The following is an 11770-nucleotide window of genomic DNA, read 5'->3' as shown; positions in this document are numbered from 1 at the left end:
GTCAGGACGACCACACCTGCTGAGCGGCCTTCTGCCAGTCCGCGAGAATGGTGTCCAGCTGGTCGGGCTGCTGCAGGAACTTGATCAGCGCGGCGTCCGCGGTGGGCTGCAGCGCGTCGCTGGAGTCGCGGTTGAAGAACTGGGTGATCTCCGCGGCCTCCTTGAGGTGCTGCCGGCCCTTGGTGACGAGCGGTGTGCCGGAGTCCTTGGCGTTGGGGTGCGTCGGCAGGATCGTGCCCGACGACGCCTTGATGTAGGCCTCCTGCCCCTCCGCCGTCGCCGCATAGGTCAGGAACTCCTTGACCTCCTTGACGTGCGCCGACTTGGCACTCGCGAAGAAGCCGTCGGTCGGGCCCTCCTCGGCGAGCGGCACCTTCGGATCGATGATCGGGAACCGGAAGAAGTCGATGTCGTCGATCGCGTCCTTCGGCACCCCGTCGGCGAAGAACGCGCCGGTGAGCAGCATGCCCGTGCTGCCCTGCAGCATCGCGGTCGTGGCCTGCTGGAAGCCGATCGCGGTGCCGTTCGGGTCGGTGAAGGGCAGCACCTCGCGCCACGGCGTGAAGATCGCCTTCACCTTCGGGTCGTCGAACTTCTGCTTGCCCGCCAGCAACTCGCGGTGGAACGGCGCGCCGTTGATCCGGATGTTGAAGTAGTCGAACCAGCTCGACGCCGTCCACGGCGAGTCGGATCCCGCGCCCATGCCGAGCGGGATCACGCCCTTGCCCTGCAGCGTCTTGCACAGCTCGACGAACTCGGCCCAGGTCTTCGGCGGGGTGACGCCCCACTTGGTGAAGTTGGACTTGCGGTAGAAGAAGCCCCACCAGTAGTACGTCGTCGGCACGAACACCTTGCCGCTCAACGTCTTGAAAGCCTGCGGGTAGTCGCCCATGGTCTGCCAGACGTCGCTGACGTCGAGCAGCAGCCCCTTCTGCTCGTAGCCCGTGAGCAGCGCTCCGGGGTACCAGGTGTAGAGGTCGGGCGGGTTGGCCGAGGTGAGGTAGCTCGGCAGCTGGGTGCGGAAGGTCTCGGACGCCACGGTGTTGACCGAGGTCTGCGAGCCTTTCTTGTCGTTGAACGCCTTCACCAGTGCCTCGATCGCGGCCTTGGCGGCCGGCGCGCTGAGGTTCGACTGGATCGTGGCCGTGCCGGCGGTCTGCGCGACCGGGCCGGAGGACGCCGAGGTGGCGCAGGAAGCCGTGCCGCTGACCAGCAGTCCGGCACCCGCGGCGGCGGTGACGCGGAGGAAGTGACGCCTGTCCATGGCGGACAGATTGCGCCCAGGTCATGATCATGTCAAGAATAATTCATAATTTATGATGTGCCGTATGATCTGACTTCATGAGCGAGAAGCGGCTACGAGGCGTGCACGGCCAGACCGTCGAGGCGCTGGCGGGCCGGATCCTGGCCGGTGAGATCGGCGAGGGCGACACCCTGGATCTCCCGGCACTGCGCGAAGAACTCGACGTGTCGCTGACGGCGCTGCGCGAGGCGCTGAAGGTGCTCTCCGCCAAGGGCATGATCGACGCCCGGCAGAAGCGCGGCACGTTCGTGCAGCCCCGCTCCTCGTGGAACCTGCTGGACACCGACGTGATGCGCTGGCAGACGCAGACCGACATGGACCCCGGCCTGTTCGACGAACTGACCGAGATGCGGGTGATCGTCGAACCCGCCGCGGCCCGCCTGGCCGCCGAACGCGCCACCGACGCGGACATCGAGGCGCTCGGGGGCGCCCTGGAGCGAATGGCCGCGGCGCGCGACCTGGCCGCGACCGTGCGGGCGGACCTCGAGTTCCACCGGTTGCTGATGGCGGCCACGCACAACGCGTTCCTGACGCAGGTCGAGCGGATCATCGCGATCGGGCTGGCCGAGCGGGACAAGCTCGTGCACGGGAGCGTGGACGACGATCCAGTGCCGTCGCACCGGGCGGTGCTGGACGCGATCGCGGCTCGTGACCCGGAGGCGGCCTACGAGGCGATGCGGGCTCTGGTCGACAAGTCCGGGGCCGACCTGGACCGGATTCGCTGAAGTCCATCCGCACTTAATCGGTACGACACTCGTACCCGGTTGTGAATGATTCTCACGTCCTTCACCATCGGGCCTCATGCGCCTGATCACGCTAGCCGCCGCCGTCGCGCTCACGATCACAGCCACACCCGCGATCGCGGGCCCGGCCGCCCCGAAGATCTCCACCCACAACGTCTTCATGCTGTCCCGCAACCTCTACCCGAACTGGGGCCAGCTCGCCCGCGCCGACCTGATCGACAGCACCGGTGTGCTGAACGGCCAGGATGTCGTCGTGCTCAACGAGGCGTTCGACAACGCCGCCTCCGACCGCCTGCTCGCCAATCTCCGCGACACCTACCCGCACCAGACGCCGGTCCTCGGCCGCAGCCGCGCCGGATGGGACGTGACCAGCGGCGCCTACAGCGACTCGACGCCGGAGGACGGCGGAGTCGCGGTGCTGAGCCGTTGGCCGATCACGACGAGGATCCAGCACGTGTACCGGGACGGGTGCGGCGCGGACTGGTTCTCCAACAAGGGTTTCGCGTACGTCCGGGTCGAGATGCCGGCCGGGCCGGTGCACGTGATCGGCACGCACATGCAGGCTGAGGACTCCACCTGCACGAGCGCTCCGGCGGGGTACCGGGCCAAGCAGCGGGCGGAGATCAAGGCGTTCCTGACAGCGCGGAACATCCCCGCGTCCGAACCGGTGTACGTGGTCGGTGACCTCAACGTGGTCAAGGCGAGCGCCGAGTTCCCGCGCATGATCGGCGAACTCGGTTCAGCCACGCCGGAGATCGTCGGGCACCCGTTCTCGTGGGACTGCGCGGACAACAGCGTCTGCCGCGACCAGTACGGGCCGGAGTACGCCTCCGAGCACCTCGACTACGTGCTCACGATCCAGGGGCCCGTGCTGCGCAACGAGACCCGCCGGGCGAAGAGTCCCGAGTGGTCGATCTGGTCGTGGGGGCGCAAGTACACCTACACGGACTTCTCGGACCACTACCCGGTTTTCGCTAGCTGAGGACGGGAGCGACGGTCAGGCCGAGTTCGGGCATGCCCAGCCAGTCCAGGGTGCCGCCCGACTCGGCCAGCTTCAGCCGCACCGCGTAGACGCTGAGCAGCAACGCCTGCAACGAGTCCACGCCGTACGCCGCCGAGACCGCGCCGTCGCCGAGGCCGGTGATCTGATGTGGACAGACCCAGTCACCGTTGCTGCTCAACGGGTCCGGACGCGGGGCGCCGAACCTGATCACCACGGCGAGGTGGGATCCGTCCGGCGCCACGCCCTCGATGCTGCGTTCCGCGACTACCTCGCCCAGGTCCATGTGGACACTGAATCACAGGGCGAGCGCGCTCTCCAACCGACGTCAGGTGCGGCGGATCGCCTTTGGTCACGCGCGCCAGCGCCCTGCGCAGCGACTCGTTGATGTCGGCGTTCGTGGTGCCGCGGTCGTGCACCTCACCGTCGAGCGCGCCCGAGGCACGTCGAGCCGCGCGTGGACGCCGCAGCAACCGGAGACCGACTCGAACCGCAGCCGGGGTCGCCGACGTATGCGTACGAATGCATCGCGTCACTCTGGTGCCGTGACCGCTGGCTTTCGCTGCTTCTCGGTTCCTGATCGGTGCGGTCGTGCTCGCAACAATGCGCAAGCTCGTGGCAAATTGATCATTTTCCGGCTTTTGACTATTTCCTCCGAGCGATAACCATCCATCAATCCATCAGATCGGGTGCAATCTGAGCCCACGCGTGAATCCCGGAAGTAGCATCAACTCCATGCCTATCCGGATCAAGCGGAAGTTTTCTGCGGTTCTGGTCGCCTGCACCCTCGCCGCGATAGCGCCGGCCACCGACGTAGGCGCAACGCCCAAGGCAGTGGTCGTGCCGATGTTCGGCGGAGCAACGATGGACACCACACAGCCGGACGGCCAATGCATGACCAACCAGCGTGCGATAGACCGGCTCCACAGGCTCAAGACCGTCGAACGCCTCGCGCAGACCGTCCGCACGCTCACCACCAGCGACTGCAACGCGCTGATGAACCTCATACCTGCCGCCATGGCAACCGGACTCAAGATCAATGTAACCGTGTGGGCCGTGGACACGGCAAAGTTCGATACGGAGAAGCGCCACCTGGAGGATGCCCTCAAGTCCTTCGGAGCCGACTGGCTCAACACGGTGTCTGTAGGATCCGAGTCCCTTTATCAAAAGGAAATCGATCCGAATCTCCTCGCCGAGCGGATCCTTGACGTCAAGGGCATGGTGCATGACGCATATGGCCACCGTGATGTCGCGGTCGGCACGTCCGAACCCCGGACAGTCTGGGCCGACAGTGCGAGCGATCCCGTGGTCGAGGCGTCCGACTTCGTCGGGCTGACTGTCTTCCCCTACTGGGAGGGCAAACCCGTCGACGAAGGCGTTACGACGCTGAAGAAGGCGATCCGCGAGACCAGGGCGGCGACCAGCGGCAAGCCGCTCGTGGTCACCGAAACCGGGTGGCCCTCAGCCGGACCCGCTTTCGGCGAGGCCGTTGCCAGTCTGGAAAGTCTGGAGAGGTACTTCAACGAGGCTGTCCTGTGGCTGCTACAGCAGAAGATCCCTTACAACTGGTTCTCTGGATGGGACGAGCCAGGACGGTTTTCAGAGGTGGAGAAGCACTTCGGGGTCTTCCTCGCCGATGGCACGGCCAAGTTCCAGCTGACCAGGTAGCTGTCTCTTCGACCTGTGGCGCAGTGTGTGGGCGGAACGATCAAACGTACCGGCGCAGCAGATCCTCCTCCGTCTCCCTGCGCACGATCGGCCGCGCCACCCCGTCGCGCACCGCGATGATCGGCGGGCGGCAGACCTGGTTGTAGTTCGAGGCCAGCGCGTGGTGATAGGCACCGGTAGCGGGCACGGCCAGCAGATCACCGGCGTGCACGTCGGCGGGCAGCAGCACGTCCTCGGCCAGGACGTCACCGGCCTCGCAGTGCCTCCCGACCACCGTCACCGGCCGCCGCCTCCCACCGCGACCGACCAGCCTGACCGCGTACTTGGCGCCATACAGGGCCGGACGCGGGTTGTCGCTCATACCGCCATCGACGGCCACGAAGGTGCGCGAAACACCCTGCTTCACCGTGCAGACCCGGTACAGGGTCACGCCGGCGTTCGCGACGATCGACCGGCCCGGCTCGATGAGCACCTTGGGCACCGGCACGCGGTGCACCGCGCACTCGTAGTTCAGCGCCACGCGGATCCGGTGCGCGAACCCGGCGAGGTCGAAGCCGGACTCGCCCGCGAGGTAGGGCGCGCAGAAGCCGCCGCCCAGGTCGAGCTGCTCGAGCCGCACGCCGCACGAGGCGATCAGGCCGACCATGCGCCGCACGGTTTCCTCGTACGACGCGACATGCCGCACCTGGGAACCGATGTGGCAGTGCAGGCCGGCGAGCCGCAACGACGGCTGCTCGACGACCCGGAGGATCGCCTCGAGCGCCGCGCCGGACGCCAGCGAGAAGCCGAACTTCTGGTCCTCCACGCCGGTCGCGATCGCGGCGTGGGTGTGCGCGTCGACGCCGGGCGTAACCCGGATCATGACCTGCTGGCCGTGCCGGGCCAGCGCGCCGAGCTGGGCGATCTCGTCGAACGAGTCGACGACGATCCGGGAGACGCCGTACTCCAGGGCGGCTTTGAGGTCCTCGGCGGTCTTCACGTTGCCGTGCATGATGATTCGTGACGCCGGGACGGTCGCGGCACGGGCCAGGGCGAGCTCGCCGGCGGAGGACACGTCGAGCGAAAGGCCTTCCTGCGCCATCCACCGGTAGACCTCGGGGCACGGCAACGACTTGCCCGCGAACACCACCTCCGCCTCCGGCAGGGCGCGGACGAACTGCCTGGCGCGGGACCTGACCGTCAGCTCGTCGAGCACCTGGCACGGCGTGCCGAACCGGGCGGCGAGCTGCGTCGCGGGGAGTCCACCGATCACCAGGTCCGCGCCGGCGAGACGGGTGCCGTCCGGCCACAGACCCTCTTCCAGCACCGGCTCGGTGGAACATCCGGTGCTGGGCAACAACTCGGCGAGCGTCATGCGTCCAGGACACGCCTGCGCAGAGCCCGTGCCCAGTGCCGCGACGAGACCCTGACACGGACGAGGCCTACCTTGACGCGATCCTGACGATCACGGTGGCCGGGGCCACAGTCAGGTCACTCCGGAGTCGCGGTAGAAGCCCTCGATGTGCGCTCGCACAGCCTGTTCGGCCGCGTCGGACTGTCCGTTGCGCACGGCCGTGAGGATGTCGCGGTGTTCCGAGCGCAGACGGGCGGCCATCGCGGGCCAGTCCGCGAGTGCCGCCGCCCCTTCGCGCACGTAGGAACGCACGGCGCCGCGCACCCCGGACATCACCGCGGTGATCAGCTCGTTGCCCGCGGTGGCGGTCAGCAGGGCGTGGAACTCGGTGTCCAGCTCCAGGAACTCGTCAGCGTCGAGTGCCGGGAAGTCCATGCGGTCCAGCAGTGCGGCCGCCGCGGCGAGGCGGTCCGGGTCGGCGTGGGCCGCCGCCTCCCGCACACCCCAGCTCTCCACCAGCACCCGCAGCGCCACCACGTCGGGAACCGGCACGGCGCGGCTCGCCACGTGCAGCCGCAGCGCGACCCCGATACCGGCGGCGGCGTCGGCGATCAGGACGGCGCCGGCGGTCGGGCCGGAACCGGTGCCGGTGCGCACCACGCCCAGCGCCTCCAGCACGCGCACGGCCTCCCGCACCGACGGGCGCGACACCCCGAGCTGCTCGGCGAGCACGCGTTCGCCGGGGAGCCGGTCGCCCAGCTCGAGCCTGCCCGCGGCGAGCTCGGCCTCGATCCACGCCAGCACGCGTTCGCGGGTTCGCATGCGAGCACCCTACTGGACTGTGGTCAGACCACATGCCTAAGCTGTGGTCTGACCACACAGGAGGCGTCATGCGGATCGCGCTGTTCGTGACGTGCCTGGCCGACGCGATGGCACCCCAGGTCGGCAGGGCGACCGTGGCGCTGCTCGAACGGCTGGGACACGAGGTCGTCTTCCCGGCCGGGCAGACCTGCTGCGGGCAGATGCACGTCAACACCGGTTATCGGCGGGAGGCCGTGCCGTTGGTGCGCCACCACGTCGAGACGTTCGACCCGTTCGACGTCGTGGTCGCGCCGTCGGGGTCGTGCGTCGGTTCGGTGCGGCATCAGCACGCGGAGGTCGCGCGTGAGGCGGGTGACGGGGCGCTGGCCAGACGCGCCGAGTCCGTCGCGGGACGGACCTACGAGCTGTCCGAACTGCTGGTGGACGTGCTCGGGGTGGAGGACGTCGGCGCCTACTACCCGCACCGCGTGACCTACCACCCCACCTGCCACTCGCTGCGGATGCTGCGCGTGGAGGACAAACCGTTGCGGCTGCTGAGGAAGGTGCGCGGCATGACGCTGGTCGAGCTGCCCGCCGCCGAGCAGTGCTGCGGCTTCGGTGGCACCTTCGCGCTCAAGAACGCCGACGTGTCGACCGCGATGCTCGCGGACAAGATGAGCAACGTGCTCGCCACCGGCGCCGAGGTGGCCACGGCGGGCGACGCGTCGTGCCTGATGCACATCGGCGGCGGGCTGTCGCGGCTGCGCACCGGTACCCGCGCGGTCCACCTGGCCGAGATCCTCGCGACCACGGAGACGTCATGAGCACCTTCCTCGGCATGCCCGCTCCCCGCGGGGTCGGGCACCTGCGCGGCACCGAGTCGTTCCCGGACGCCGCCCGCACCGCGCTCGCCGACACCCAGCTGCGCCGCAACCTCGGCCACGCGACGTCCACGATCCGCGGCAAGCGTGCTCTGGTCGTGTCCGAAGTGGACGACTGGGAACAGTTGCGGCTCGCGGGTTCCGCGCTCAAGGCCGCGACCATGGCTCGGCTCGACGAACACCTCGAACAGCTGGAACGCGAGGTCCAGGCGCGGGGTGGCGTCGTGCACTGGGCGCGGGACGCGAACGAGGCCAACGCCATCGTCACGAAGCTCGTGCGCGACACCGGCGAGACCGAGGTCGTCAAGGTCAAGTCGATGGCCACGCAGGAGATCGGGCTGAACGAGGTACTCGCCGAAGCGGGCATCACCGCGCACGAGACCGACCTCGCCGAGCTGATCGTCCAGCTCGGCGGTGACCTGCCGAGCCACATCCTGGTGCCCGCGATCCACCGCAACCGCGCAGAGATCAGGGAGATCTTCCTGCGCGAGATGCCCGGCGTCGACCCGGCGCTGACCTCCGAACCCAGGAAGCTCGCCATGGCGGCCCGCGCGTACCTGCGCGAACGGTTCCTGCGGGCCAAGGTCGCGGTGTCGGGCGCCAACTTCGGGGTCGCGGAGACCGGCACGCTGCTCGTGGTGGAGAGCGAGGGCAACGGGCGGATGTGTCTGACCCTGCCGGAAACGCTGATCACCGTGATGGGCATCGAGAAGGTCGTGCCCACGTGGACGGATCTGGAGGTGTTCCTCCAGCTGCTGCCGCGGTCGTCGACCGGCGAGCGGATGAACCCTTACACCTCGGCGTGGACCGGTGTCACCGAAGGCGATGGCCCGCAGGCGTTCCACCTCGTGCTGATGGACAACGGACGCACCGCGACGCTGGCCGACGAGGTCGGGCGCGCCGCGTTGCACTGCATCAAGTGCTCGGCGTGCCTCAACGTCTGCCCGGTCTACGAACGGACCGGTGGCCACGCGTACGGCTCGGTCTACCCCGGGCCGATCGGCGCCGTGCTCACCCCGCAGCTCACCGGCGTCGAGGACAACGCCTCGCTCCCCTACGCCTCGACGTTGTGCGGCGCCTGCTTCGACGCGTGCCCGGTGCGCATCGACATCCCTTCGCTGCTGGTCCGGCTGCGCGCGCAGCACGTCGACGCCAACCGAGGCGGGATCCCGAGCGCGGAGGCGGTGGCGATGGCCGCGGCGTCCTGGGTGATGGCGTCGCCCCGCCGGTTCTCCTTCGCGGAGACGGCGATGCGGCTCGGCCGGGTGCTGGGACGCAAGAACGACCGCATTTCCGCGCTGCCACCGCCGTTGTCCGCGTGGACGTCGAGCCGGGACGCACCACGGCCGCCGCGGGAGACGTTCCGGCAGTGGTGGGACAGGAGGGCCTGATGAGCGCACGAGACGAGGTGCTGGCGCGTGTTCGCGCGGCCAACGCCCACGCCGGCAGCCCCGGGGTACCGGAGATTCCCCGCGACTACCGCCGGTCAGGACACCATCCGCCCGGATCACCGGCCGTGCTGGAGCTTCTGACAGACCGGTTGCTCGACTACCGGGCGTCGGTCATCGACGCTCGTGTTGTCGGCGTCCAGGAGGCGATCCGCAGCGCGCTGTCCGAAGTGGACGGACCGGTGCTGGTTCCGCCCGGCCTACCACCAGACTGGTGCCCGGACGGCGTGCCGGACAACGGTTTCACCGCCGCCGGGCTGGACGGGTTCGCCGCCGTCGTCACCGGCTGCGCGGCGGCCTGCGCGGCCACCGGCACGATCGCCCTCGACGCCGGACCGGACCAGGGCCGCCGGGCGCTCACCCTGGTGCCGGACGTGCACGTCTGCGTCGTCCGCGCCGACCAGGTGGTGGAGACCGTGCCGGAGTTGCTGGCCCGGCTGGACCCGGTGCGGCCCACCACGTTCATCAGCGGGCCGTCCGCGACCAGCGACATCGAGTTGCAGCGCGTGGAAGGTGTGCACGGGCCACGCACACTCACCGTCGTACTGGCGTGACCCATCGTCCAAAAGTACGACCACGAGATGTGCCCAGAGGATGACGACGGTGCACAAGGGAATGGCCACAGTGGAGGGAGGAACCTCACGAAGGAGTAGCAGATGAACGGCAAGACAAGGGCCGTCGCCGCCGTCGCACTGATGGCCACGGCAAGCCTCGCGCTGGTCGCCCCGATCGCGTCCGCCAACCCCTCCGACAAGCCGTGCGACACCTCGGACCTCAAGGTCTCCGTGACGCCGGACCCCACGTCGGCGGCGGGTCAGCAGGCGTACGTGATCCACTACGCCGCCGCGGGCCCGCACACCAACTGCACCCTGCAGGGCGCGCCGACCGCCGTCACGTTCACCAAGGGCAACGGGCACAGCCAGGGGGACGACAGCGGCATCCAGGTCGTGCTGGACGACCCCAGCGGCGTGCCCGCGCCGGTCAACGTCCAGCCGGGCCGGCCTGCCGAGTCGCGGATCCTGATGGCCTCACAGGCGCCGGTCACCTTCGTGCCGAACGTCGTGAACCTCAACCTGCCCACCACCAACGGCCACACCGTCACGGTGGCGTGGCCGGCCGGCGCGCCGTTGAAGGGCGCCTCCGTCGAGCTCACCGCGGTCTCGCCGGAGTGATCCTTCAGGCGTACGGAAGAGAGACGACAGGGTCGGTCGAGGGCGTAGCGGATCCGCCGCGCGGTTCCACGGTGAGCGCGATCCTCTGCGTGCCGTCGTGCAAGGCCATGACCATCGGGTCGCCCGCACCGCCGAGCAACCCGGCCGGGTGCAGTCCGGAACCGTCCTCCAGCCACAGCTGGTAGGTGCGGTTCGCCGGCAACGCGGGCAGTCCGGTGGCGACGAACGCCACCTTGCCGTGGTCGGGCGAGAACACCGCGATGCCCGAGCCTCCTGCCGGCAGCTCCCGGCTCACGATCTTCGCGTTCGGTGCGGACATGAGCGAGTTGAGCTGCTCGTACCGGGCCGCGACCTGCCTCAGGTCGGCGACCTCGCCCGACAGCTGCAGGGTGCTCTGCACGCCGATTCCCACCGCGCCCAGCAGGCTCGCCGCGGCGGCGAACACCGCGGCGCGGCGCAGCCACGGACGCCGGGGGCGTAGTTGTGCGACCCGCGGCGACTCCGGCGGCTGCTGGCGCGTGGTGGAGGCGGCGGCGAGCACCCGTTCGCGGAGGTACGGCGGCGGCATGACCTCGATGAGCGCACTCAGGCAAGCCGCGGTCTCCCGCATCTCGACCGCCTCGGTCCGGCAGCTCTCGCACTCGCGCAGGTGCTGCTCGAAGGCCGCGCTTTCGCTGTCCTCCAACGCGTTGAGCGCCCAGACGCCCGTCATCAGGTGCTGTTCGGCGAGGTTCATCCGGTCACCCCCATGCAGTCGCGGAGGCGGATGAGACCGTCCCGCATCCGGGTCTTCACCGTGCCGAGTGCGATGCCCAGCAGGCTCGCGACCTCGGGATAGGTGTAGCCCTGGTAGTACGCCAGCAGCACGGACTCGCGCTGCAGGCCGGTGAGCGTGCTGAGGCACCGGCGGACCTGCCGCTGCTCGAACCGGATCGCCGCCTGTTCGCTGACCTCGTCGAACGGCGTGGCGACCTCCCGGCGGGCCGCCTGGTCCTCACGACCGGCAGCGGCCTGCGCCGACCGCACCCGGTCGACCGCCCTGCGGTGGGCGATGGTCATGATCCAGGCGGACGTGCTGCCGAGTGAGGCGTCGTAGCGACTCGCCTTGCGCCACACCTCGAGCATGACCTCCTGGAACACCTCCTCGGACTGCGCCTCGTCCCGCAGCACCCGGCGGATCAGGCCGAACACCTTGCCGGCGACGAGGTCGTAGACCTGGCCGAACGCGGCCTCGTCGCCCCGTGCCACCTGACCGAGAAGATCCGGCGTGACCTGCTCCGACGGTGGTTCGGCCGACCGCGGCGCGCGCGGTCGCACGAGCTCCTGCATCGTGCCCCTTCCGTTGGTCTCACCGGGGTGTTCGGCGCGGCCGCGGGATCGGTTCGATCGGCCATCGAAGCAATCCCGGAAGGCGTCGTCTT

At 69.2% G+C, this 11770-nt stretch carries 13 protein-coding genes; 7 read left to right on the top strand and 6 right to left on the bottom strand.

The features are described 5' to 3' along the window. Position 1: 1 nt before the first annotated feature. Positions 2 to 1264, bottom strand: a complete 1263-nt coding sequence (locus tag ACIA8G_RS02325; protein WP_396416434.1) for an ABC transporter substrate-binding protein — start codon at positions 1262 to 1264, stop codon at positions 2 to 4. 77 nt (positions 1265 to 1341) lie between these two features. On the opposite strand from ACIA8G_RS02325, the gene ACIA8G_RS02320 reads away from it, so the two are divergent. Together ACIA8G_RS02320 and sph are read left to right on the top strand one after the other, a co-directional pair. Continuing rightward, complete coding sequence (locus ACIA8G_RS02320) at positions 1342 to 2028, top strand: FadR/GntR family transcriptional regulator (RefSeq protein WP_396416433.1); 687 nt, start codon at positions 1342 to 1344, stop codon at positions 2026 to 2028. Positions 2029 to 2104: 76 nt separating this feature from the next. After that, positions 2105 to 3028, top strand: coding sequence for a sphingomyelin phosphodiesterase (gene sph, locus ACIA8G_RS02315; protein ID WP_396416432.1), 924 nt, complete (start codon positions 2105 to 2107; stop codon positions 3026 to 3028). On the opposite strand, the gene ACIA8G_RS02310 is transcribed toward sph, so the two are convergent. Further along, a complete protein-coding gene (locus ACIA8G_RS02310; RefSeq protein WP_396416431.1) occupies positions 3021 to 3332 on the bottom strand; it encodes a DUF6968 family protein in 312 nt (103 codons plus the stop codon). The genes sph and ACIA8G_RS02310 overlap by 8 nt on opposite strands. 449 nt (positions 3333 to 3781) lie before the next feature. Between ACIA8G_RS02310 and ACIA8G_RS02305 the strand changes: the two genes are divergently transcribed. Continuing rightward, positions 3782 to 4714, top strand: a complete 933-nt coding sequence (locus tag ACIA8G_RS02305) for a glycosyl hydrolase family 17 protein (protein ID WP_396416430.1) — start codon at positions 3782 to 3784, stop codon at positions 4712 to 4714. A 40-nt stretch (positions 4715 to 4754) separates the two neighbouring features. On the opposite strand, the gene lysA is transcribed toward ACIA8G_RS02305, so the two are convergent. Together lysA and ACIA8G_RS02295 are read right to left on the bottom strand one after the other, a co-directional pair. Beyond that, a complete protein-coding gene (lysA, locus tag ACIA8G_RS02300; protein WP_396416429.1) occupies positions 4755 to 6068 on the bottom strand; it encodes a diaminopimelate decarboxylase in 1314 nt (437 codons plus the stop codon). 111 nt (positions 6069 to 6179) lie between these two features. Then, positions 6180 to 6869 (bottom strand): FadR/GntR family transcriptional regulator, encoded by a 690-nt coding sequence (locus tag ACIA8G_RS02295; RefSeq protein WP_396416428.1) that lies wholly within the window; start codon positions 6867 to 6869, stop codon positions 6180 to 6182. A gap of 68 nt (positions 6870 to 6937) precedes the next feature. Between ACIA8G_RS02295 and ACIA8G_RS02290 the strand changes: the two genes are divergently transcribed. From ACIA8G_RS02290 to ACIA8G_RS02275, 4 genes are all read left to right on the top strand, one after another. Then, positions 6938 to 7672 (top strand): (Fe-S)-binding protein, encoded by a 735-nt coding sequence (locus ACIA8G_RS02290; RefSeq protein ID WP_396416427.1) that lies wholly within the window; start codon positions 6938 to 6940, stop codon positions 7670 to 7672. Next, positions 7669 to 9120, top strand: coding sequence for a LutB/LldF family L-lactate oxidation iron-sulfur protein (locus tag ACIA8G_RS02285; protein ID WP_396416426.1), 1452 nt, complete (start codon positions 7669 to 7671; stop codon positions 9118 to 9120). Before ACIA8G_RS02290 ends, ACIA8G_RS02285 begins: the two co-directional genes overlap by 4 nt. After that, positions 9120 to 9731: a lactate utilization protein C gene (locus ACIA8G_RS02280; protein ID WP_396416425.1), complete on the top strand. Its 612-nt coding sequence runs from the start codon at positions 9120 to 9122 to the stop codon at positions 9729 to 9731. Before ACIA8G_RS02285 ends, ACIA8G_RS02280 begins: the two co-directional genes overlap by 1 nt. Positions 9732 to 9833: 102 nt before the next feature. Next, a complete protein-coding gene (locus ACIA8G_RS02275) occupies positions 9834 to 10349 on the top strand; it encodes a DUF4232 domain-containing protein (protein ID WP_396416424.1) in 516 nt (171 codons plus the stop codon). Positions 10350 to 10353: 4 nt separating this feature from the next. On the opposite strand, the gene ACIA8G_RS02270 is transcribed toward ACIA8G_RS02275, so the two are convergent. Continuing rightward, positions 10354 to 11085 carry an anti-sigma factor domain-containing protein gene (locus ACIA8G_RS02270; protein ID WP_396416423.1) on the bottom strand — a complete coding sequence of 244 codons (732 nt, stop codon included), beginning with the start codon at positions 11083 to 11085 and terminating at the stop codon, positions 10354 to 10356. Further along, the gene (gene sigK, locus ACIA8G_RS02265) at positions 11082 to 11678 is read right to left on the bottom strand and encodes an ECF RNA polymerase sigma factor SigK (RefSeq protein ID WP_396416422.1); all 597 of its coding nucleotides are present in this window, start codon (positions 11676 to 11678) and stop codon (positions 11082 to 11084) included. Before sigK ends, ACIA8G_RS02270 begins: the two co-directional genes overlap by 4 nt. Positions 11679 to 11770 lie beyond the last annotated feature (92 nt).

The sequence above is a fragment of the Lentzea sp. NPDC051213 genome (assembly GCF_044455585.1).
GTDB lineage: Bacteria > Actinomycetota > Actinomycetes > Mycobacteriales > Pseudonocardiaceae > Lentzea.
Note: the sequence above shows the minus strand (reverse complement) of the source record. Positions and strands in the feature narration are given on the sequence as shown.